Origin of the sequence: Streptomyces orinoci (assembly GCF_003121295.1) — a bacterium.
GTDB lineage: Bacteria > Actinomycetota > Actinomycetes > Streptomycetales > Streptomycetaceae > Streptomyces > Streptomyces orinoci.
Genome location: NZ_PHNC01000042.1, coordinates 45,403 through 66,841 on the forward strand (window position 1 = coordinate 45,403; position 21,439 = coordinate 66,841).

Consider the following 21,439-nt stretch of genomic DNA (forward strand, 5'->3'; position numbering starts at 1 on the left):
CGTTCAGCTCACTGTGGCAGTCGGTATTCGTAGGCTTCGGGCAGCCGTGCGTCCGATGCCTTGTCCAAGTGATTGTTGATGAAGTCGTCTTCGGAGACCCAGACGGTGTGACCCCAGGGGTTGTAGATCTGCAGCTTGTCCCCGTCATGCGCCACGATGAGCATCGCGTGGCCGATCCACTTCCCTTTCTCGTCATGGCCCTGCACATTGACCGGGACTGGCCTGCCCTCGTCCACCGCGGCTTCGATGTCCGGCAGGGCATCATGGCGGTCCTGTGCACTGGACGGTGAGAACGTCCGATAGTTGCTGTCGGAGTACGGCGAAACCTCTTTGCGCAGGATCGCGTCCTCGCCCTTGCCGTCCATGCTTCCTTCGGGAAGTTCGCCTCCATGGCCTTCTTCATGTACCCGGTGCTGCTCGTCCAGCAGGCGCTTGCGAAATGCCTCCGGGCTGTCGCTGTTCGGGTCTCCTGGGCGTCCGCCCGTGGTGAGCCGCAGCGCGTACAGCGGGTCGGCCATGGCACGGGCCGTGATGGTGGAAGAGGCCACACACGTGCCCTCTTGGTCATCCTGCTTCCAGGGCGCGCCGGAGAAGTCGGCGGGTGTGTTGACGCCGAGGGTGGTGCTGTCGGTGTGAAGCGGTGAGAGGTGCTGGGCCAGCCAGTAAGGGTTATGGCCGCGGATGGCCCGGGCGTAGGGGCGGATGTCGGCCATGTCGTGGCCGGCGGACAGTGCCTTCATCAGGTACGCCCGTTCCTCGGGGGACTGGGCCTGGGCCAGCAGATGGTCGAATTCCTCACGGTCGGCGTCGTTGAGCCGGTCGCGGAACTGGGAGGAGCGCTGAAGGTCGCTGGCGGAGAGGATGTCGTTGAGGTCGCGCGGCCCTGAGGGATTGGCGGCGTCAGCGAGCACCAGCCGGTCGGTGTCGGTCAGTCCGCGTCCGCCGACCTTTCCCGCGCGGGCTTCGGAGGCCATTTTGTGGAGCGTCTTTTCGGCGCGCTGGCCGGCATCTTCCGCGCAGGTGGCGGCTTGCAGGAGCTGGCCGATGCCGTCGAGGGCGATGCTGCGCACGCGCACCAGGTTGTCCGCGCTGGGGTCGGAGTGCTCGGCGAGGAGGGACAGGGCACTGTCCAAAGCCAGTTGGCCATTGGTGTGCTGGGCCTGGGCCTGTCGGATGCCGTCGGCGAGGTGGAACAGCACGGGGGCCACCTCATCGAACGTCTTGGCCATACGCTCCGCATCGCGTGCCGCAGCACCTACCGCCTCGGCGGCGCTTTCCCCCGCGTGCCCGGTCCATGAACCCGGCAGGCCCACCCGGGCGATGCCGCCGACGTTGACGGAGACGGTATCGACGGTAACGGCGGCCTGCCGGTAATTCCCGGAGACGGTCTCGATGTGCTCAGGGTCGCCCAGCGGGGGCTTGTGCCCCTTCGCCTTGGCAATGGCGTTGGCCAGCTCAAGCTGAATCTCCAGCAGGTTCCAGCCGGAAAGTTTCGCTACATGCTCGTGCAGTTCCGCCAGTTCCCGCACAGGGCTCTTCGTCATGCTCTCCCGCGCTCCCCCACCCAACTGTCCAGCCGTAGGGGATCGCCTATGCCGGCGCCCGACGCCATGCACTCCCCCGGAGAAAACCTGCGGTGTGACAGGTCCACGCCGGAAAGAGAGCCTACCGGAGGGCCAGGACCGCAAAGATCGGCATGGACAGCACGTATGAGGGCGGGCTCATGGCCGCTCTGCCTGGGGCTAGGAGCGCCGGCCGAACTCCGAAGCCCGCAAGACGAGCACCGTAGCGACGGCCTCCAGCCAGCGGGCCATGGTCTCGTCGTCATCGATGCCCTTGGCCACCGAGGCGGCAGTGGCCAGCCACTCCTGGGCCATCACCGATGCTCCACGCCCCGGAAGCGGCTCCGGAAGGCCCGACGCCGTTCGCAGGCCCGCACGGCGCACCACCTCGCCGAGATACCGCAAGGAGCGGGGCAGGACCCCTTCCCGCTCGGCGGCCAGGGCGGCGGCGACGGCCCCGTCGCCGAACAGTGCGGTGCGGTGCGCGCCGCCGAAAAGCACCCCGTAACGGATCATCAGCGGCACATCGAGGGCGATGAGTTCGGCGTCGGACAGGTTCTGATGGGTCACCTCAGGATTGTCCCCGCTGGGTGTAGGACACGGTCTCCAGATCGCCCTTGATCTTGCCGTCGGTGTGCCGGTAACTACGGTTGCTGACACTCAGCCCGCCCTGCAGCTCACGCAACGCGCCCTCCAAAGCGGCACACTCGGCGTTCCACGCCTGCGCGAAGGCATGGAACGCCCCACCCGCGTACTCCCCGAACTGGCTGAAGGCCACCGCCCCCTCGAGCATGCCGACCACATCCAATGGCCCGCCGCCGTGACCGCCCCCGAGGGCCTTGTTGACGCCCGCCAGGTCCTCAGCCGCCTGGTGCAGCCGGTCACCCTGATCGCGCACCCCACCGTGGTCCACCTTCAGGCCCGGCACCGCGCCGCCGCCCCCGTCCATATCGAACTTCCCCTTCACACAAACAGCGTGACCCGTTCACGCCAAAGAGGCAGCGTAGTCAAGGAAACCACGCAAGATCACCCGGCCCAGGGGCGTCACACCCGAAGACTTCGTCGCGGTGTTCCCACCGCTCATCGTCCGGCGCCCACGATCATGATCGAGACCCAACGGTGCGATGCCCACTGCTGACACCACACGGCTTCGCGGAACACGGTTGCCAGCGGCGCGGTTCCTTGTTGAGCTCGCGGTGCCAGGAGGTGCGGCGGGGCACGTACTCGTCGGGCTCTGCTCCGAGCGCAATCACCTGGTCGGTGATCTCGTAGGTGTTCCGGTAGGCCAGGACCTGGGTGGCGAAGTCCATCCGCTCCTGCGTCCTGTGGGCCGACGGCACAGGACCGAGCACGGTCACGAACCACTGGGCAGCAGGGCACGGTCGCGGATCGCATCGGCCAGCGGCCGCACAGCAGCAAGTTGAGCTTCTTTTCCTCCTTGTCGCCCTGCTCGATGGCCTGCGCCAACGACCGGGCCGGACGGCAGGCGGCCCAGATCCGACACTGGAGCACAAGCTCGCCGAGTTGCTCGGCGAGCAGGTCTGGCACGAAACCGGAGTCGGAGCCCCGCAGACATCGAACAACTACACCGCCGCATCACGGCCCTGGAGCAGCAGCTTGAGGAGCTCGAAGCCGCACGGGCGGCCAACCGCGAGCTGATGACCAGGCTGAACACCCGGTCCCACCAGCCGACCTGGTGCACCAGCCCGGAGGCTGACGACGACAGGCGTCCCTACGCGAGTTCCTCTCACATGTCGCGGCGGCGTACGACGAGCGTGGCGACGGGGACCGCGACCAGGGGCCAGGCGGCGAGTGCGATCCATGCCTCGGTGGCCGTCGACGGGTAGTGGATGCCCGGGGGGAAGCCGAGTTCGTCGAGCCGCCACAGGCGCTGCCAGGCCAGGTAGGGCATGGTGTGCGCGATGGCGGCTGTCCAGTGGTGCCGCTCGTCGAAGAACTCGGGGACCAGTAGGAGCAGGGCTGCCGTGGTCACCATGGTGGTTGCCGTGTGCCGCAGGATGGCGCCGATGCTCATGCCGATCAGCGCACACACCGGTGCGAGCAGGGCGGAGGCCAGGACGGCGCGCAGTGCGCCGGGGTGGCCGATCGACAGGTTGATGTGCCGGCCGGACAGAACGGCCTGCGCGACGGTGAACGAGGCCGCGGCGACCAGCGCGCCGTAGGCGAAGGTGGCGGCGGCCACGACCAGCGCCTTGGCGGCCATCAGGGAACCTCGGGCGGGGACAGCCGTGAAGGTCGTGCGAGCCAGGCCGCTGGCGTACTCGCCGACGACGGTGATCGCGCCGATGCTGCCGGTGACGAGCATGAGGACCATCGCCGCGCCGGGGACGAAGATGTCCTCATAACCCGCCGCCGGATAGCTTGCCCGCAGCTGGGGCGAATTGCTGGGCCAGTTGCGGTAGTCGGCGAGCACCCCGTTAGTGGTGAACAGGATGAGGGCTGCCGCGCTAAGGGCGAAGGTCCACCGGATCGAGCGCAGCGACCACAGTTTGACCCATTCGGCGGCGAGCAGGTCGCGGAATTGTGGGCGGGGCTCGGGCGCGGTGGCTCGGACGGTCGTCGTGGGTGTGGTCATCGGGATTCTCCGGCGCGGTATTCGACGTGATCGGCGGTCAGGTCCATGAACGCCTGCTCCAGGGAGGCGCTCCGTGTGGTCAGCTCACTCAGCGGGATGCCGTGTTGGAAGGCGAGTTCGCCGATCCGGGCCGCGTTCAGGCCGGCGACGTTGAGCGTTCCCTCACCGTCCGGGCGCACCAGGGCGTCGTGCGCGGTGACCAGTGCTGCCAGGGCGTCGGGTTCGTGCGTCCGTACCGTCACGCTCGCGCCGGTGCCGCGGGCGGCGAACTCGGTCAGGCTCTCGGCGGCGATCAGTTCGCCCCGGCCGATCACGATCAACTGGTCGGCGGTGTTCTCCATCTCGCTCATCAGGTGGCTGGAGACCAGGACCGTGCGGCCTTCGGCGGCCAGGCGGCGGAACAGGCCACGTACCCAGAGCACGCCCTCGGGGTCGAGGCCGTTGAGCGGCTCGTCGAAGAGCAGCACCGGCGGGTCGCCGAGCAGGGCGGTGGCGATGCCGAGCCGCTGCTTCATCCCGAGCGAGTACCCGCCGATCCGCCGACGCGCCGCGTTGGCCAGTCCGACCTCCTGCAGCACTTCGTCCACCTGGTGGCGAGGGATGCGATTGCTGCGGGCCAGGGCCCACAGGTGGGCGTACGCGCTGCGCCCGCCGTGAACGGCTGTGGCGTCGAGCAGGGCACCGACATGGCGCAGCCCGCGCGGATGGTCGCGAAACTGGCGCCCGCTGACCGTGGCGGTGCCGCTCGTCGGCCGGTTCAGCCCGAGGATCATGCGCAGGGTGGTGCTCTTGCCCGCTCCGTTGGGGCCGAGGAAGCCGGTGACGTGTCCCGGCCGCACGGTGAAGGTGAGGGCGTTGACGGCCGTGGTGCTGCCGTAGCGCTTCGTCAGTTCGTTTACTTCGATCACGGGGCCAACGGTGCCGGGGACGGCCCGCCTTCGGCGTCGGACCGGTGTCCGCTCTTGTGGCCGCCGGTCAAGCCGGCGTCGTAGGACCGTGGTCTGACGCCCTTACGGAGAGGCGTGGCTACGATCGGGCGCATGTCCGAATCGCGGGGCCTGTCCCTGCTCACACGTGTGCCGCCGGGTGTCTTCACGGGGCTGACCTGGTGCGCGGCGATGGTGTACGTGCTGGCTGTGTACGCCACGTTCCCGGGCCGGTCCCGACCGATCGACTACCCCCAGGCGGGCACCAGCCCCTCGATCTCGGGCTGGCTGACCCTGGCGGCGGCCACCGCCGTGACGCTGGCCGGCAGCACCCTGCTGCACCGCAGGCCGCTGCCGGCCTTCGCCCTGCTGCTCGGCGGCGCGTTCGCCGCCTCGATGGCGCTGAACATGGAGCAGATCCCGCTGCTGCTGTTCCTCGCGGCCGACGTGGCGCTGGGCTTCCTCGCCGCCGCCCGTCCTCATGGGACCTCGCTCGCTGCGGCAGCCACGGCACTCGGCGCGCTGGTCGGCTACCCGAGCGTGCGACTGCTGCTGGCAGAGTCGGTCAGCGCCACGGCAGAACTGGCCGACGCCCTGTCCGTCGCGGTCGCCTGGCTGATCGGCAACACGGTACGCCAGGCCCGCGACCACACCCGCACATCACGTGCCCAGACCGCGGCTCAAGCCGTCACCGCCGAGCGGCTGGGGATCGCGCGCGAGCTGCACGACCTGGTCGCACACAACATCGGCATCATCGCCCTCCAAGCAGGCGCGGCACGCATGTTGATCAACATCGATCCGCCGAGCGCGAGCGAGGCGATGACCGCCGTCGAAACCGCCGGCCGGGAAACCCTGGCGGGACTGCGCCGCATGCTCGGCGCGCTGCGTCAGGCCGAACCCGATGATGCCTCCGGATCCGCGCCGCTGGGTCCGGCACCAGGCCTGGCGGATGTCGAACGGCTGGCCGCGGCGACGGCCGCGGCCGGTGTCCAGGTAGAAGTGCGGTGGCTGGGCGAGCGGCGACCACTCCCTCCGGAGATCGACCTCTCGGCCTTCCGGATCGTCCAGGAGTCGATCACCAACGTGGTCCGCCATGCCGGTGCCGGCTCGTGCCAGGTGTCCATCGACCAGCGCCCCGAAGAGCTGTCCGTCGAGGTTCTCGACGACGGGCGCGGATGCGCCGCCGCTGCGGGCACCGGTTACGGTCTGATCGGAATGCGCGAACGAGTAGCCCTGCTGCACGGCGAGTTCTCCGCCGCGCCCCGCCCCGAAGGAGGCTTCCGCGTGACTGCCTGCCTTCCCCTGCCGACAGGGATCCGATGACCCTGCGCATCGTCCTCGCCGACGATCAACCGCTGGTGCGTGCCGCCCTGCGGATGGCCACCGCCACCAATCCGGACATCGAGGTCGTGGGAGAGGCCGGCAACGGCGCCGAGGCGGTCCGACTCTGCGAAACCGCCCAGCCCGACGTCGTGGTGATGGACATCCGCATGCCCGGCACGGACGGCATCGAAGCCACCCGCCAGATCACCTCAGGCCCCACTACAGCACGCATCGTCGTCCTGACCACCTTCGACGACGACGAGTACGTCTACGCCGCACTTCGCGCCGGCGCCTCAGGCTTCCTCGTCAAGGACATGGCACTGGAGGACATCCTCGCGGCGATCCGCGTCGTCGCCGCCAGCGACGCCCTGATCGCACCGAGCGTCACCCGCCGCCTGATCGCGCATCACACGTGCCGCGCCGAGCCGCCCGCCGCGCGCCAGTCGCTCGACGGCATCACCGAACGCGAACGCGAGGTACTGGCCCTCGTCGGGCGTGGCCTCTCCAACACCGAAATCGCCGCCCAACTCACCATCAGCATGGCCACCGTCAAGACGCACATGACCCGCCTGCTCGCCAAGCTCAACGCCCGCGACCGCGCCCAACTCGTCATCACCGCCTACGAGACGGGTCTGGTGTCAGTGCATCCCTGATCAACGCGATGCTGCCGACCGGGGCCCGCGCCCTTGTATCACTCCGACAGGTGCCTATACCGACCCAAGCCGTCCGCACCAGCCGAGAGACAAGCCATCACAGCTCGCATCCCACGGACGTCTGCTGGTGAGCCAGCGGAAGCCGCAGTCGGTAATGATCGCAGCTGGTGGTGGCGCAAGCAGCCCGAAGGGGTGGCCGAGCGGGTAATCGCTCGACCACCCCTTCGCCGTGTCCGCCGGTCGGCTTCTCCGCCCGCGGCCGCCTCTGGCACATCGCGGTCGAGCCGGACAGCCCGACCGTTTCCCTCCCGGAGCGGGACCGGCTGGCCGAGGTCACGGTCCCGGAGTTCACCCGCTTCCTCGCGGAACTGGCCGGCGGGGGCTTCCCGGTGACCGCGTGCGAGCCGTTCGTCCCGGGCGACACCTGGCTGCGCGTCGAGCACTCCGGCGTCCTGATCCAGGGCAGCCCGGACGACGGCCTGACGGCCCTGCACCATTCAGTGCGGGAGATCGCCGAACGGGACCACGCGTAGTCGGCTGCGTCCCCTTCCTCACAGTGCCCCACCGACCGCTGTCGGCGGGGCACCGCTCTGCTGCTTCCTGCTGTCGCGCCAGGCCCAGTGATCCCGAGGACTCCGTGACCACCTTCGCGTGCCCCACGGCCGCGTATGCCAGGTCCCGGGAAACGATGATGTTCGCGGTGCACCCGGCGATCTGGCAGGCGTCGGACAACAGCACCAGGGCCCACTCCTCCTCCCCCGCCGCCCGGTTGCGGACCGTCACCGCGGTGTCCGCGAAATCCGCGACGAACGTGCCACTCTCCCGCCCGGCCCTGCATCGCCCGGCTCGAACGACAGCTCCGCGCCACCCAGTAGCACCAGCACGGATTCGGGAGACACCGCGGTCGCTCCTGGGCGACGGTCCCGCACGCAAGGCCCCCTCAGCTGAGACCGTACTGCCCCAGGACGAAAAGGGACAGCGGGACCGTCGTGGTCAGAGCGGCCAGCATGAGCACACGGGCATCGTCCTCCATACGGCGAACCGCTGGCAGCCGCGAGATCCCGAAGATCACTGCCGAACCCACGGCGACAGTGATGGGCGGGACCAGTAGGTAGACCAGTCCCGGCACACCCGCCGCAGCAGCGAAGACGGCCAGCATCCAGAACATCAGGGTGAGGAGGGCAACGGAGGCGGAGCTGGCCAACCAGAGCATGGCGGCGAGGATGGCTATCAACGGCCGGTGCCGCTGAACTGCTGAGCTGTTCTGCATGGGACCAGCGTGCAGCGCGAGCGACCGGGCGGGCATGAGTGCAACTACTCAACTCAGGGATGTGGAGCCGGACCGGCAACATCGGCGCGCTTGCACTGGACGACCAGGCGCCTGCCGTCGGACAGCATGCCGGTGACATCCGCGCCCAGGTCGCAGGCGCCGCCCACCCTCTTGACGTCCGTACAGCCGTCGCGGCGGCACAACTTCGTACCAACTCCTCGAACTGGCGGCCGTCCATCTTCCAGGTCGCGTCCATCGACTGGCGCGGCGAGGCGCGCCCGTTCGGCCAGACGGGTCTTCTCCGCTCCGGACTCGCGCCGCCCGGCCTTCCCCAGACCCGCGACGACGACGGCCCCGGCCGTCATGGCAAGACGACCACCAACAGCACCGCACCCATGTCGTGTTCCCTCCCGGCCCGGCTCTCCCCCGCCGCCCTGTTGCTCCCCAGCAGCGCGCCGTCCTACGCGGTGAGGGTGGCGGAACAGAGGGCCCCATCCCTTGAAGCCGCCGCCCGCCCCCGGCGACTGTTCTCGAGTTAGCTCGGGGGCACTTGACGAGATCCCGTCCGATCTGATTGATCGGGCGGGATCTTGGCGTTTCCGGGGTTTGTTCGAGGTGGTTTGCGAACTCGGTGGCTCTGGGGGCGGGTGCTCGGCTGGCCGGTGGTGCGGGTTCGGGGGTGGTTCCGGGTGCGGAGGGCATGCCGGGATATCCGCTGGCCGGGACGCGGGCAGCGGCGGCATGGGGCGTTCTTCAGGAATTCTTTGTTGTGGTGTTCAACGCGGCGGAGGAATACCGCTATTCGTCGGCTGGGCCAGTGTGATGCGGTGGTTGTCCGGGCTTGGGCTGTCGTCGGTGGAGTGCGGCGGGGTGCCGGTAGTGAGGTGCCAGTCGTGGAGGATCTGCAGGTTGACGGTGCAGATCATCAGGGCGACGAGGATGGTCTGGGCGACGCGGCCGTGCGCGAGGCGCTTGCTGGCGTCGGTGAGGTTGATGCGGTGGCTCTTCGCGCGCCCGTTGAGTCCCTCGTTGTTGGCCCGGATCGGCTTGTAGACGTCCTGCCAAGGCCCGCTGAGGTAGCGGAACTCCTGCCGGAACTTATCGCGCTGGCCAAGGTCGCCTGGGTGGTGTAGTCGAGGGCGAGCTGGTAGCCGAGTTGGCGTGCGGGCTGGGCGAAGTGGGCGGTGGTCTGGCCGGTGTAGGCGCGGTCGGCGGCCAGCACGCCGGTCGGCAGGCCGAGCGGGGTCAGGGCCTTGAGCGCGTGGATTGCGTTGGGGCCGATGCGCCTGCCCGGGGTGTCCAACACGAAGGCGAGCGCGAGTTGGGGATGGGAGCTGACACGCTGACCCTCGCGCGGGTGACCTGCGGGGGGCGGCGGCTGGCGGCGACGAGAAGGGTCGCGCTGTGCCCGAAGACGCCCTCGGTGGAGCCCGCGCTGAAATGCCAGCCGGCAGTGACCTCAACAGAGGCCAGGTCGCGCCGTGTGCTGGGCGGGTGGTGCCAGGCGGGGATGGCGGTGGTGTCGACGCCGATGTCGCCCTTCCAGCCTTTGAACAGGCGGCGTTTGAGGGCCAGGCGGACGGTGACCTGGACCAGGTGGTCACTGATCTCCTGCAGCAGGCTCCGGCGTCGGGTGTGTTCTGCGTCCGTGTCCTCCCAGGCCGCGGCGTGCTCGGCTGCCTCTTCAGGTGGCAGGCGGCGGCGCCTGTCGCACCGGCGTGGATCGAGAGTGCTGGTCAGCCTGTCGAAGGTGCGGTAGACGCGTCGGGAGAACGCGATCCGGAAGTGGGGGTCGTGCCTGTCTGCGTCGCTGACGCCGAGCCAGTTCTGGGCGGTGGGGGTGAGCTCGTCGAGCAGGACTCGGCAGGCATCGGCCAGGGTGGCGCTGTGGTGGTAGTGCAGGGACAGCAGCAGGCCCACCAGCACCGTCCGCACCGGCAGCCCGCCCGGGCCGGGGCGGCTGGCCAGCTCGGCATCGATGAGGCCAAGGACGCCGCTGTTGTGCAGCAGCGCATCGAGCTGGCCGACTTTGGAGTCGGGTATCCGGGCTGGTGCGTTGGTCGCCGGACGTGGCCGGCAGTGCCTGATCTTCTTGCTGTCCCGCCAGGAGCGGGGGACGGTCACGGCCTGGAGCCTCGCAGAAGCCGGGCCGCGGTGTCGTCATCGAGAGGCGGCACATGATGCTGATAGCGGGCCAGGGAAGCGGCCGAGGCAAGCCCTGCGGCCTTGGCGATGAGGTCGTGGCCGAGCCCGGTGGCCATCAGCCGCACGATCCATGTCGCCCGCAGGCGCCCTGCCGAGACCTTTGGCAGACCGTCCGGCGGGCGGTGCAGAAGGGACCAGGAGCCGATGAGGTTCTTGGCGTACTCGACCGTGCGACGGGGCCGGAACAAGTACCCGCTGCCGGCCTGACAGGCCAGTTCCTCCAGGGTCTCCTCCCATCCGGCATGAACGGCCAGAGGATGCTCGCGGATGACCCCGGTGTGCACCAAAGGCCCGTCCTGTTCACCGCGGCGCCGCAAATCGCAGCCGAGGCTGGATGCGATCTCCTTCGGCTGCAGACCGCACCCCGCCCCCAGCCCCAGCAAGGCCAGAGCGTCCGAACGCTGCTGCCCGCGAAGATGCACAGCCCAATGCCGCAGACCCGCCAACTCGGCTTGGCCGTAAGGCGGGTGGGGTTGGTGTCGGCGTGCAGGCGGGCGGGCGCGGTTTCCCCGCGCTCACTCCACGCCAGCGCATCGCGCACCCGCAGAAGCCAGATCCGGTAGGTCCGCATCGATGCCGGCTCCAGGCCGGCCGCCCTGGACAGGACGTAGGCGTCGATGACCTCGTTGCGCAGCCACGCATCCGGATCCATGGGATGCCCGGCCTCCGCGGCCCAGACGGCCAGGGACGCGGTGACGTGCAAAAGCCGTTCCACGTCGTAAGGAACAGCGTTCACCGTGGCCGTCACCACCGCTCTCACCAGCGGCGCGACCTCCTCCCAGACGGGCGGGGCCTGACGCGGCCGGTAACGGCTGATCTTCGCGGACGTGCCGGGATCAAGGACCACGGTCCACGAATACCGGCTGGACAAACAGCCGTCTGCGGATTGATCAACCTCAACGGAAAGGATGGTGCGCGCATGGTCGGCGGACGCGCCCGCGCACGCCCCCCGCGGCAGATGACCCACGATCCGGAAGCCTGGCCCGACGTGGCCAGCCCGGATGCGGGAGCCGAGGCCGTCCGCCAGATCGCCCGCCACCTGGCCCGCGCGATGGACGACCGAGGACTGAGCCTGCGGGCGGCAGCGGCCGGATCCGGGGTCAACCGTCAGGCCATCGCCGATCTGCTGGCCGGTAAATCCTGGCCCGACGTGGCAACTATCGCCCGCCTGACCGCCTTTACCGGAGTTCACCTGTGGCCGACTGGGCCCGTAAGCGTCCGGAAGAGCAAACAATGAGCCTCGATTCGCACCCGGAATCGCACGACTGCGACCGGGCATGACGATTTCGCGGCTCCGCACCCACCAGCGAGATGATCTCCACTACTGTCAGGGCAGGCGAGAGCCGCCTTCCCAGGGGACTCAAGCAACCGGCACCGCCGAGCTCTCATCTCGGCGGTGCCAGCCTCTTCGCCGCCAGACCCGGCGTGAAGGCCAACTGGCGGACGTCTCATCAGCCCACGGCGGCCCTCATTCCCCCTCCACCGGTTTCGTCGGCGGGTGCGATCGCGAACCACGCCGTCGGGCCCTCGACCACCTTGCCCTCCTTCACCAGCCGCTTCAGCCGGGAACGCGTGGTCTCCACCCGCCGGGCAACAGAGGTGTCCTCACCGATCGCGGCCGAGATGTCCTGCACCTTCATGGCCCTCCCCGCTCCCGCCAGCAGCACCAGCATCCGTTCCCGTGCCACCTCCCACCCCAAAGGCCCAGGCCCCGCAACCGGCTCTTGGGTGACCACATCATCGGCCGCGGCGAAGAGGGTGTCATCGGGCGAGGTTCCGGCTTCCGGTCCCGCTGCGACATCCTCGCGGACAGGTTCATCGCCCACCAGCGACCGCAATATCTCCCGCGTGATCGTCAGGTGGGCCAGCCGTTCCTCCGCCACCATGATCTTCTCGCGCAGGACAGACAACTCCCCACGCACGATGGCTTCTTCCGTGTCCAAACGCTCGAACAGCGACGTCATACCGCCTGAAGTCACCCGCAGCCGAAGGCAGGCTTCCACGGCAGTCGAAGCCCCAGGCAAACCTAAGGGGGCCACGACCAAGATCGCAGACGGTGATCGCTAATGATCCCAAACGACAACTACTGCCGGACCAAGAGTCGTTACCGCCCTTGAGTGGACAGCGGGAGATCGGCCACAACAGCAACGGCCCGGGCGCGGACCTGCTGTGAGCCACAGCGGTCTTGGGATCTCAGTCGGTGGTTCTCCCGACACCTCCCTTTGCTTGGACTGCCTGCGAAGCTGTCGTGGTCAACTTCTGCCGCGTCAATGGCGACCCGGCGTTTGCGTTGCGTAAGGATTCCGCCGTGGTTCAGCCCGAGGTGAGATCGTCCGCCGCGGCCCGGCCCGCCTGGGCGGAGCGGGTCAAGAAGTCCGCGATCACCTGCAGTTCGGCGTCCGAGTAACCGTCGCAGATCTGGTTCATCGATGTGCTCATCCCCGCGTAGAGCCCGTACAGCTCGGAGTTCCTCGTGCGCAGTGCCTGCACGAGGACGGCGCGGCGGTCGGAGGGATCGCGTTCGCGGGCGACCCAGCCGCCGCGTTCGAGCCGGTCCAGGATGCCGGTCAGGGTGGCGGGGTGCAGGCCGGCCGAGCGCGCCAGGGCGCTCGGGCTGATCGGGCCGTGCCGGTCGATCAGGTCCAGGCAGTCGACGTCGATGTCCTTGAGCTCCAACCGGCTGCTGACCTGGCGGTTCAGGAGTGACAGATGGAGGCCCAACTCCCGCAGCGACTCCCGGATGCCGGTGATCAGCCGACGGCGCTGGCGCGCGTCGCCGAGGTGTGATTCTATGAAACTCATACGTTCTGCCTCTCGGAATATTTGCCCTACGAAGCATCCTACCCGCGGAGGCACAACGCCGCGCATTTCAGAGGAGGGGCACGAGATGCTCTTGGTGACCGGTGCGACCGGAACCGTCGGGCGCGAAGTGATCAAGCTGCTGGCAGCGGCCGGCCAGAAGGTGACGGCGGTGACCCGAACCCCGGACGCGGCGAGGCTGTCCGAAGGCGTCACGGTCCACGAGGGTGACCCGTCCCGACCGCAGACCTTGGCCCCGGTGCTCGCCGGAGCCGACGCGATCCTGCTCAGCCCGCGTGCGGTGGGGACGGCGGTCGGTGACCTGCTCGGCCTGGCAGTCGAGCACGGCGTGCGACGGGTCGTCGTGCTGTCAGCAGTGACGGTGGAGTACGGCGGCGGCTACCGGCGATTCGCCGAGGCATTCCGAGCGGTCGAGGACACCGCCAGGGCTTCGGGCCTGGACTGGACCTTCCTGCGATGCGCCGACTTCGCGGCCAACAGCCTCGCCTGGGCGCCGCAGATCCGCGCGACCGGCACGGTCAGGGGCGCCTCCGCCGCCGCGACGACCTCGCCGATCCACCAGCGGGACATCGGCGCGGTCGCCGTGCGCGCCCTGCTCGAACCGGGACACGCCGGCCAGGCGTACGCGCTGACCGGGCCGCAGGCCCTCACCCAGCGCGACCGCGCCCGCATCATCGGCCAGGCCATCGGCGCGACGGTCACCTTCGAGGAGACACCGCCGGAGCTCGTCAGGCAATCAATGCTCGCCCAGGGGCTGCCCCAGGAGGTCGCCGACCGGATGCTCGGCTACAACGCCGCGTGCCTGGAGCAGCCCGGCCCGACCACGAACACCGTCGCGCGGCTGCTCGGCCGCCCCGCACTCACCTTCGCCGACTGGGCGGCCGAGAACGCCGCCGCCTTCCGCAACTGAGAGGCCAGCGCCATGACCACCACCACGCACGCCACCGCCGTCGACCGCACAGGCGAGATCGACTTCACCGTCATGTACGCGACGCACAACGCGTTCCGCCGTGACCTCGACCGGCTGATCCGCGCCGCCGAGGCCAGCACCGCTGCCGACGGCCCGCAGTCCCAGTCCCGTGCCGGCTGGGAAAACTTCAAGCGCCAGTTGCACGTTCACCACACCGTCGAGGACGCCGCGCTCTGGCCGCGGGTCGAACGCGCCACCGTCGGCCGACCGGCCGACCGCGCACTTCTCGCAGAGATGGAGGCCGAGCACGCCCGCCTCAACCCGCTGCTGGAAGCCGTCGACGCGGCCATGACCCAGCAGATCAGGGACCTGCCGGAAAAGGTGCGAGAGCTCGCGGCCGTCCTCGGCGATCACATGCGACACGAAGAGGACAGCGCCCTGCCGCTCATCCAAGAAGTCCTGACCCCCAAGGACTGGGACGCCTTCCGGGGCGCGATGGCTCGCAAGCAAGGACCGAAGGGCGCGGCCGTGTACATCCCGTGGATCCTGGACGGGATCTCGGCCCCGGACCGGCAGGCGTTCCTGGCCGCGATGCCCAGTCCGGTCCGCCTCCTCAACCGGCTGCTCTGGGAACCGCGGTACCGGAAGCGGAACATGTGGGGCCAATGAGCGGCCGACCACCCGAACCGGCCTGGTCAACGACCGTGGCCCTTCCAACGGCGAACATTTGGAGCTCACCGCCCGCGAGGGCGAGCGCCGCGCTCACATCGACTATGCCCGAAACGTCAGAAGCATCCGCCGAGCCTATCTGGGAAACGATCAGCTTCAGGATGGGAAGCGATCTCCAACGGGCCGTGAACGCCGTTGGCAGACCCCACTCGTGAACCCCCCCGGTAGGCGACGGCACTGCGGCCCGGCTTGGGCGGTTTGGCCTACGCGGCAAGGGCACGGGCCGTAGGGTCCGGCCATGGGCGACTTCTACGTGCCGCACGCCTTCTCCAACATCGACGCGCACCCCCACCCGGTCCGGCTGGTCAACTCGCTGTTCCGCCTGCGGTCCGAGCCGTTCTTCGTCTCCTACAAGCAGCGCTTACGGCACCTTCTGCGGGCCCAGGCCGGCCAGCGGTTCCTCGATGTCGGGGCCGGTACCGGGGACGCCGCTCGTGAACTCGCCGATGAGTCCGGCGCTCAGGTCGTCGCCTGTGACCTGTCCCGGATCATGTGCGCCGAGATGAAGCACATCGGCCTGCGAAAGGCGGCCGTGGCGGACAGCCACCACCTGCCGTTCAAGGGCGCGGCGTTCGACGGGGCATGGGCGGACCGTGTCCTCCAGCATGTCGAGGATCCCGACGTGGCCCTGGACGAGATGCTGCGCGTCATCCGCCCCGGCGGCCGCATCGTCGTCTGTGACCCGGATACCGCGACCCAGGCCCTGAACATCGAGGACCACCGCCTGGCCGCCAAGGTCCTGAGCTTGCGCCAGACGGCCGGCATCCGGCATGGCACCTTCGCCCGCCGCGTCCCCGGTCTCCTCACCGCACGCGGTTTGCTCGACGTCGAAGTCGAACCGCACACCCTCGTCGTCCGCAGCAAGCGCACGATCGACGACACGATGGGCGTCCGCGACTGGGCCGACGTCTTTGCCGACCGCGGCTACCTCGACCGCTCCGAAGCACGCCGCTTCAACGCCCTGGTCGACGACGCGATCGAGGGCGGGCAGTTCCTGTACTCCGTCACCTACTTCCTCACCTCCGCCACCGTGCCCGCTATCGGGAGATGACGGGCGAGCCCATGTGGCGCAGGGCCTGAAGTGCTTCCGTAACGCTGTCGACGGTTTGGTCGGGTGGCGGATTGGAGGCAGGCCAGGTTCGTCCGTGCCGGATCCAGATGGTGTGCAGCCCGGCGAGCTGCGCGCCGACGACGTCGGCCTCGGGGGAGTCCCCGCACATCCAGGCGGCCGTCAGGTCGCTGCCGCAGCGTTCGGCGGCCAGGACGAAGATCCCAGGATCGGGCTTACGGACGTTTGCTTCCTCGGAGATGCACCATCCGTCGAGGCACTCGGCGAGTCCGGTGTGTTCCAGCACAGCGCCCTGGGTGAGGGTCAGGCCGTTGGTGACGACTCCGACCCGCCACCCGGCTTCGCGGAGCTGTGCGATCTGGTCGAGGACGTGCCGGGGACAGCGGAGGAGGAGCGGGTACCGCTGCTGGTAGGCGTGGTGCAGGGCTTCGGCGGTGTCGCCGATCGCGAACCGGTCCCGGAGCTCGGCGAAGAAACGGTCCCGGGGCTTGAGGCCGTTGTCGTCGGCCTCGACGATCCATTCGACGGCCAACGCGTCCAGTCCCCGTTCGCGGGTGAATTCTTCGGCCCAGTGCCGCAGACCCTCCGTACGGTCCACGAGAGTGTTGTCGAGGTCGAAGAGCACCAAGGGCGGTTTGCGCTTCGGTCCGGTGCTGGCTGTCTGCGGGTTGTCCGTCTGTCCCCTCGGTGCATGCACGAGGGGACAATATCGGCTCGGGATGGGCGGCGTGGTTCAGATCGGCGGGCTGCTGACCCAGGGGCTGATCGCTCCCCTCACGACTGCTATGTATGAGGCTGCCAGACGTAGCGGGCGTCTGGCTCTTGCTCGTCGTTGCGCAACCCGTCCGTTCGCTCGACCTCGACGAAGCCATGCCGCTCGTAAAAGCGCTGCGCCGATGTGGTGACCTGGAACGTCCACAGCGCCAGCCCGTCCGGCTGCCGCTGTTTGGCCAGGGCCATGAACCGGTCGCCCAGCCCCCGTCCGCGCCATGCTGGATCGAGGTAGAGCTGCTTCAACTCCGCGCAGTTGAGCACAAATAGCCCCACCACGCTGTTCTCAGTGACCGCCACCCAGGTTTCGTACTGCGGCACCAGCACGCTTGAGAACCAGTCCCGTACCTCGGCATCGTCGTGCGCGCGACGCACCGACGGCAGGGCGGCGTCGAAGGAGCGCAGCCACACGTCGGCCGCGGCGAGGGCGTCGGTGCTGCCCGCGCGGCGGAGAACAACGTCGTCACTGCTCACAGCACGCGACCTCCAGCATCCTCCGGGGGATGCTGACGCCTTGCAGGGTCCACCGGCCAAGCCCCGGTTCTACTTCCCGGGTCGTCCGAGTTGGTGGACGGTCCAGCCTGCCGCGCGCCAGGGTGCGGGGTCGAGGGTGGTGCGGCAGTCGACGAGCAGGGGGCTGGCTGGGCGCTCGACGAGGGCTGTGGGGTTGGCCTGCTGGTACTCGGGCCATTCGGTGGCCAGGACGACGAGATCGGCGCCGTCGAGGGAGGCGGGCAGGTCGTCGGTGTAGTCGAACTGGGGGTTGCGCGTCATGGCGGTGGCCACGGCCTGCGGGTCGTGGATGGTGACGGTGCCGCCGGCCTGCTGGAGGTCCTGGGCGAGAGCGAGGGCCGGGGATTCGCGGACGTCGTTGGTGCCGGGCTTGAACGCGGCACCCCACACGGTGACCCGGGCACCCTTGACCGGGCGGTCGCCCAGGGCCCGGGTGATCAGGCTCATGGCAACGCCGGTGCGGGCTTCGTTGATCTTCTCGGCGGCGCGCAGGAGTTCAGCAGCCTGCTCGGCGCCGAGCTGGCGGGCGGAGGCGGTGAACGCGCGGACGTCCTTGGGGAGGCAGCCACCGCCGTAGCCGATGCCGGGCTGCATGCCGCCGCTGCCGATGCGGGGGTCGATGCCGAGGATCTCCACGATCTGGGAGATGTCACCGCCGGCGGCCTCGCACATGTCGGCGACGGCATTGATGTAGCTGATCTTCAGGCCGAGGAAGGTGTTCGCGGCGCCCTTGGCGAGTTCGGCGGTCTGCGGGTCGGTGACGAACAGGGGGACACCGGCCTCCAGGATGGGGGCGTAGACAGTCCGGATGGCCTTCTCGGCTTCGGTAGTGGTCAGGCCGACGATGAGGCGGTCCGGGCGGAGGGTGTCCTGCACTGCGTGTCCCTCGCGGAGGAACTCCGGGTTCCATACGACGTCGACCTGATCCCCGGCGGGGGCCAGGCGCTGGGCGAGGGCGGTGACCTGGCGGGTGGTGCCGACGGTGACGGTGGACTTCCCGACGATCGTGCAGGGGCGGTCCAGGTGGGGGGCGAGCTGGCGGACAGCGCCGTAGACGTGCCGGGTGTCGTAGGAGCGGCCGTCGGCGTCGATGGGGGTGCCCACGCCGATGAAGTGCAGCTCGGCGAAGTCGGCAGCCTCACGGATATCGGTGGTGAATCGCAGGCGCCCGCTCGCCGTGTGACGGGCGAGCAGCTCCGGAAGGCCGATCTCGTAGATGGGGCATTCGCCGGCAGCGAGCCGGGCGACTTTGGCCTCGTCGACGTCCACGCCGATGACTTCATGGCCGAGGTCGGCCATCGCCGCTGCGTGCGGGATGCCGAGGTGACCGCAGCCGATCACGGAAACGCGCATTGCAGGTCCTTGTCTCGTCTGGGGGCACACCGTGCCCGGTGTGCCCCCAGACGCTATCGGTGCGGAAGCAGGCCCGAGTTGAGCCGAATTCGCTCAGACATTCACGTTGAGGAGCTTGGCCAGGTGGAGCAGGGCGGGGGTCGCTTCCGAGCGGACCACGACGTCGCCCTCCCGGGCGCCCTCGATGAGGTACTGCTTATGGACGCCGTTCTCCGTGACGCCCTCGGTGTCGAGATAGAAGACCTGCAGACCGCGCTGCCGGGCGCGGGACTGGACCTCCCGACGGTCAGCGTGCAGACCGATGACGAGCAGGGCCCTGGCGCCGTCGGGGAATGGCATGTGCGGGGTGCGCTGGTCGTAGCGGCGCATGAATGCCTCGGGGAGCCCGGCCCGGGCGAAGAGACGGTCGAAGTTGTGGGTAGCGACGGGGCCGACCATGTGTCCGGCGTCGTGGAGCGCTTTCAGGGCCCGGTGCGCGCGGGTCGGCTGGGCGAGGAACAGAGTGCGGAACATGGACACCATGTCGTCGACCTTGCGCTCCGTGTCCGTGAGGACCTCCTGGACCAGGATGTCGGAGGCGGGGGCGAGGGTGAAGGCGTAGCCCTGGGTGAGGTCGTTGCCCGCGCGGGCGGTGACCCGGTAGACCTCGTGCAGCCAGTGCAGCGGCGGGATGCCGGCTTCGATGCTGGTTCCGCATCCGGCTTCGACGACGACCGGCAAGTGGTCCAGCAGCCCGGACAGGTTGTCGGCGTAGGCCGGGTGGCCGCGCTGTTCCTTGACCCGCATGCCCCCGGCCAGCACGTCCCAGGGCAGGTTTCGTACGGCCCGGGCGATGCTGTAGTCCTCTGAGCGGATCGTGACGTCGAGCGAGGTGAACCCTTTGGGGGTGCCCCGGTCGGCCCGCTCGTCCTGCGGGTGGGCGGTGTACTCGGCGATCGTGATGCGCAGGTCGCCGCGGCGCCAGGCATCGTCCTCGTCGCCGGTGGGCTTCCACCGGCCGTCAGCGAGCCACTTCTCCACTTTCCGCCGGTGGGCGGCGATCTCGCCGGCCGGGGCCAGCCAGGACACGTACAGGTACAGCTCCTCCACCACCAGGCGTTCCACCGGCTGGGTGCGGTCGAGGCTGTAGTGGAGCCGGTAGTGCACGACGCGGCGGCGTCCGCAGGCGTCCTCGGTCCAGCCGGACTGCTCGGCGTTGGCCGGGTCCTGGGTGCGCCGCCAGGTGCCCTCCTCGACGGCCGGGCGACGCTGGCCACCGGCCACGGCAAGCGCTGCCGGAGGTGCGGGAGTTGCACAAGATGCTGGCGCTGCCAGGAGGAGAGGACAGCGCACACCATGCAGATCGAGCAGGCAACCGAGCGGGACGCGGACACCATCGCGGCGCTGATCAGTGAGATCGAGACGTACTACGGCGGCGAGGAAACCCCGGTCGAACCTGACCATATCCGTGCATGGCTCTTCAGTGACCGGCCAGTCGCCACGGTCCTGCTGGCCCGCGACAATGGCCAGATCCTGGGCATGGCGTCGTACAGCTTCCTCTGGCCCGCCGCCGGCGCCGATGCCTCGTTGTTTCTGAAGGAACTCTTCGTCCGGGAGAACGCCCGCCGCCGGGGCGTCGCCACCGCCCTCATGGCTCGGGTCCGGGAGGCAGCGGCGCAAGCGGGCTGCTCCCGGGTGGAGTGGACCGCCGACGCGGATAATCCGGCTGCCCTGGCGTTCTACCAAGCCCTCGGCGCCCAGCCTCACCACAGCAAGACCTTTTACCGGATCGAGCAAGCCAACGGGCGGCGTTGAGCTGCTTGCTGACCGTCACCGGCCTGGAAACCGAACTGCTGCATACAGTGTCTCGCCGAAACACCTCCGCCCCCGAGCGCTTCGGTGACATGGGCTACGGGAGACTTTCCCGGGTGACCACAGCACCTGCATCACCCGGCCGCCCGCGGCCTCTCGGCAAGGGCGTCCGAGCCATCATCCCCAGAATCCCGTGGGTGCAAGCAAACTGAAGGTATGTCTACGGGAACCCGAGGGTGGGCTGTCGTGTTTTCGCAGGTTCGGCCTTCGGATTCAGGCGAACACGCGGGGTGAGTACCGATACAGACCGCCCCCTGGGCAACCCTTCTTGGAAACGGTGCTGGCATCGTACGAGTCATGAGAACAGCAGGAACGACACCGGAACCGGAATCCTCAGCGCGGAGTGGCCTCACGTCTCTGGGTGAGGTGGCGTGCCGTTATCAGGCGGATGAGATCAGCCCAGAGGACCTGCCGATGGTTGCTGCCGAGGTACTCGCGGCCGGGCTGGACACCCCGACGCTGTGCGAGCTCGCCGGATTGCCCCGCAACGCGGATACCTGCGATATCCGTGACGCGTTCGAGCAAGCGCTCTCCGAGGCCGGAATCGAGCTGCCTGATCGGGGCCTGGCACGGCGCCACGCGCTGCGCCGGCTGGCGGCGAGGCTGATCAACGGGGAAATCGCTCCTGCCGACCTGGCAACGGATGACTGGTGGGAGACGGAGGCCGAAACTGTTGAGGAGAGATCGTTCGTATCGTTGATCCCGCAATGTGCCTGCTGCGTTGAGTACACGTTGGGGCTCGACCAGCGGACGTGGGAGGCCGATCTGCGGATCGCCGCGCTCGCCCTTACAGCGTCTCCGCCGATCGGCCCCGGCTGCTGACTCTGCCCTGACGGCGGCCTTCCCTCCCACGAAAGGCGTTGTACTGGTCGAGCAGACTTCACCGAA

General features: G+C 69.0%; 26 protein-coding genes. 11 read left to right on the forward strand and 15 right to left on the reverse strand.

The genetic code is table 11. From position 1 onward, the window contains the following. Window positions 1-8: 8 nt before the first annotated feature. The 6 genes from CV755_RS34860 to CV755_RS33285 all read right to left on the reverse strand — a co-directional run bounded on the left by CV755_RS34860 (window position 9) and on the right by CV755_RS33285 (window position 5,066). Window positions 9-1,544 carry a cysteine peptidase family C39 domain-containing protein gene (locus CV755_RS34860; RefSeq protein WP_161968792.1) on the reverse strand — a complete coding sequence of 512 codons (1,536 nt, stop codon included), beginning with the start codon at window positions 1,542-1,544 and terminating at the stop codon, window positions 9-11. A 198-nt stretch (window positions 1,545-1,742) separates the two neighbouring features. Next, a complete protein-coding gene (locus CV755_RS33265) occupies window positions 1,743-2,132 on the reverse strand; it encodes a hypothetical protein (protein ID WP_109284605.1) in 390 nt (129 codons plus the stop codon). A 1-nt stretch (window position 2,133) separates the two neighbouring features. After that, the gene (locus tag CV755_RS33270) at window positions 2,134-2,529 is read right to left on the reverse strand and encodes a WXG100 family type VII secretion target (RefSeq protein ID WP_153068790.1); all 396 of its coding nucleotides are present in this window, start codon (window positions 2,527-2,529) and stop codon (window positions 2,134-2,136) included. A gap of 133 nt (window positions 2,530-2,662) precedes the next feature. Further along, the gene (locus CV755_RS36530; RefSeq protein ID WP_241561550.1) at window positions 2,663-2,872 is read right to left on the reverse strand and encodes a hypothetical protein; all 210 of its coding nucleotides are present in this window, start codon (window positions 2,870-2,872) and stop codon (window positions 2,663-2,665) included. A gap of 437 nt (window positions 2,873-3,309) precedes the next feature. Beyond that, on the reverse strand, window positions 3,310-4,158 hold the full coding sequence (locus tag CV755_RS33280) for an ABC transporter permease (protein ID WP_109284609.1): 849 nt from the start codon (window positions 4,156-4,158) through the stop codon (window positions 3,310-3,312). Then, the gene (locus tag CV755_RS33285; RefSeq protein WP_109284611.1) at window positions 4,155-5,066 is read right to left on the reverse strand and encodes an ABC transporter ATP-binding protein; all 912 of its coding nucleotides are present in this window, start codon (window positions 5,064-5,066) and stop codon (window positions 4,155-4,157) included. The genes CV755_RS33280 and CV755_RS33285 overlap by 4 nt, the downstream gene beginning before the upstream one ends. A 132-nt stretch (window positions 5,067-5,198) precedes the next feature. Here CV755_RS33285 and CV755_RS33290 point away from each other — a divergent pair, with 132 nt between their 5' ends. From CV755_RS33290 to CV755_RS34865, 3 genes are all read left to right on the forward strand, one after another. After that, complete coding sequence (locus CV755_RS33290; protein WP_193553532.1) at window positions 5,199-6,407, forward strand: sensor histidine kinase; 1,209 nt, start codon at window positions 5,199-5,201, stop codon at window positions 6,405-6,407. Further along, entirely contained in the window at window positions 6,404-7,060 is a 657-nt protein-coding gene (locus tag CV755_RS33295) for a response regulator (RefSeq protein ID WP_109284613.1), read from the forward strand. The genes CV755_RS33290 and CV755_RS33295 overlap by 4 nt, the downstream gene beginning before the upstream one ends. A gap of 167 nt (window positions 7,061-7,227) precedes the next feature. Then, a complete protein-coding gene (locus tag CV755_RS34865) occupies window positions 7,228-7,593 on the forward strand; it encodes a hypothetical protein (protein WP_161968793.1) in 366 nt (121 codons plus the stop codon). Window positions 7,594-8,000: 407 nt separating this feature from the next. Here CV755_RS34865 and CV755_RS33305 read toward each other — a convergent pair whose 3' ends face one another. After that, complete coding sequence (locus CV755_RS33305; protein WP_153068791.1) at window positions 8,001-8,330, reverse strand: hypothetical protein; 330 nt, start codon at window positions 8,328-8,330, stop codon at window positions 8,001-8,003. A gap of 59 nt (window positions 8,331-8,389) precedes the next feature. On the opposite strand from CV755_RS33305, the gene CV755_RS37320 reads away from it, so the two are divergent. Together CV755_RS37320 and CV755_RS33315 are read left to right on the forward strand one after the other, a co-directional pair. Further along, on the forward strand, window positions 8,390-8,869 hold the full coding sequence (locus CV755_RS37320) for a hypothetical protein (RefSeq protein ID WP_161968794.1): 480 nt from the start codon (window positions 8,390-8,392) through the stop codon (window positions 8,867-8,869). Between the two features lie 354 nt (window positions 8,870-9,223). After that, window positions 9,224-9,463, forward strand: a complete 240-nt coding sequence (locus tag CV755_RS33315; protein WP_153068792.1) for a hypothetical protein — start codon at window positions 9,224-9,226, stop codon at window positions 9,461-9,463. A 112-nt stretch (window positions 9,464-9,575) separates the two neighbouring features. Here the strand turns inward: CV755_RS33315 and CV755_RS33320 are convergent, their stop codons facing one another. Continuing rightward, the gene (locus CV755_RS33320) at window positions 9,576-10,454 is read right to left on the reverse strand and encodes a hypothetical protein (protein ID WP_109284621.1); all 879 of its coding nucleotides are present in this window, start codon (window positions 10,452-10,454) and stop codon (window positions 9,576-9,578) included. Continuing rightward, window positions 10,451-10,957 (reverse strand): hypothetical protein, encoded by a 507-nt coding sequence (locus CV755_RS33325; RefSeq protein WP_153068793.1) that lies wholly within the window; start codon window positions 10,955-10,957, stop codon window positions 10,451-10,453. Before CV755_RS33325 ends, CV755_RS33320 begins: the two co-directional genes overlap by 4 nt. A gap of 464 nt (window positions 10,958-11,421) precedes the next feature. Here CV755_RS33325 and CV755_RS33335 point away from each other — a divergent pair, with 464 nt between their 5' ends. Next, a complete protein-coding gene (locus tag CV755_RS33335) occupies window positions 11,422-11,772 on the forward strand; it encodes a helix-turn-helix domain-containing protein (protein ID WP_241561551.1) in 351 nt (116 codons plus the stop codon). Window positions 11,773-11,986: 214 nt separating this feature from the next. Here CV755_RS33335 and CV755_RS33340 read toward each other — a convergent pair whose 3' ends face one another. Both CV755_RS33340 and CV755_RS33345 read right to left on the reverse strand, forming a co-directional pair. After that, window positions 11,987-12,499, reverse strand: a complete 513-nt coding sequence (locus tag CV755_RS33340) for a hypothetical protein (protein ID WP_109284627.1) — start codon at window positions 12,497-12,499, stop codon at window positions 11,987-11,989. A gap of 349 nt (window positions 12,500-12,848) precedes the next feature. Continuing rightward, window positions 12,849-13,337, reverse strand: a complete 489-nt coding sequence (locus CV755_RS33345) for a MarR family transcriptional regulator (protein WP_109284629.1) — start codon at window positions 13,335-13,337, stop codon at window positions 12,849-12,851. 85 nt (window positions 13,338-13,422) lie between these two features. Between CV755_RS33345 and CV755_RS33350 the strand changes: the two genes are divergently transcribed. The 3 genes from CV755_RS33350 (at window position 13,423) to CV755_RS33360 (ending at window position 16,045) form a co-directional block, all read left to right on the forward strand. Next, window positions 13,423-14,265 carry an NAD(P)H-binding protein gene (locus CV755_RS33350; protein ID WP_109284631.1) on the forward strand — a complete coding sequence of 281 codons (843 nt, stop codon included), beginning with the start codon at window positions 13,423-13,425 and terminating at the stop codon, window positions 14,263-14,265. A gap of 12 nt (window positions 14,266-14,277) precedes the next feature. Beyond that, a complete protein-coding gene (locus CV755_RS33355; protein WP_109284633.1) occupies window positions 14,278-14,934 on the forward strand; it encodes a hemerythrin domain-containing protein in 657 nt (218 codons plus the stop codon). 298 nt (window positions 14,935-15,232) lie between these two features. Continuing rightward, window positions 15,233-16,045, forward strand: a complete 813-nt coding sequence (locus tag CV755_RS33360; protein WP_109284635.1) for a methyltransferase domain-containing protein — start codon at window positions 15,233-15,235, stop codon at window positions 16,043-16,045. On the opposite strand, the gene CV755_RS33365 is transcribed toward CV755_RS33360, so the two are convergent. The 4 genes from CV755_RS33365 to CV755_RS33380 all read right to left on the reverse strand — a co-directional run bounded on the left by CV755_RS33365 (window position 16,032) and on the right by CV755_RS33380 (window position 19,963). Continuing rightward, entirely contained in the window at window positions 16,032-16,760 is a 729-nt protein-coding gene (locus tag CV755_RS33365) for an HAD family hydrolase (RefSeq protein ID WP_161968795.1), read from the reverse strand. The two genes, CV755_RS33360 and CV755_RS33365, sit on opposite strands and share 14 nt — an antisense overlap. 86 nt (window positions 16,761-16,846) lie before the next feature. Continuing rightward, window positions 16,847-17,308 carry a GNAT family N-acetyltransferase gene (locus CV755_RS33370; RefSeq protein WP_109284639.1) on the reverse strand — a complete coding sequence of 154 codons (462 nt, stop codon included), beginning with the start codon at window positions 17,306-17,308 and terminating at the stop codon, window positions 16,847-16,849. A 69-nt stretch (window positions 17,309-17,377) separates the two neighbouring features. Further along, window positions 17,378-18,700, reverse strand: coding sequence for a UDP-glucose dehydrogenase family protein (locus tag CV755_RS33375; RefSeq protein WP_109284641.1), 1,323 nt, complete (start codon window positions 18,698-18,700; stop codon window positions 17,378-17,380). A gap of 93 nt (window positions 18,701-18,793) precedes the next feature. Further along, window positions 18,794-19,963 carry an SIR2 family protein gene (locus CV755_RS33380; RefSeq protein WP_193553533.1) on the reverse strand — a complete coding sequence of 390 codons (1,170 nt, stop codon included), beginning with the start codon at window positions 19,961-19,963 and terminating at the stop codon, window positions 18,794-18,796. 72 nt (window positions 19,964-20,035) lie between these two features. On the opposite strand from CV755_RS33380, the gene CV755_RS33385 reads away from it, so the two are divergent. After that, the gene (locus CV755_RS33385) at window positions 20,036-20,494 is read left to right on the forward strand and encodes a GNAT family N-acetyltransferase (protein ID WP_109284643.1); all 459 of its coding nucleotides are present in this window, start codon (window positions 20,036-20,038) and stop codon (window positions 20,492-20,494) included. 354 nt (window positions 20,495-20,848) lie between these two features. Beyond that, window positions 20,849-21,373 carry a hypothetical protein gene (locus CV755_RS35015; protein WP_153068794.1) on the forward strand — a complete coding sequence of 175 codons (525 nt, stop codon included), beginning with the start codon at window positions 20,849-20,851 and terminating at the stop codon, window positions 21,371-21,373. Window positions 21,374-21,439: the final 66 nt, after the last annotated feature.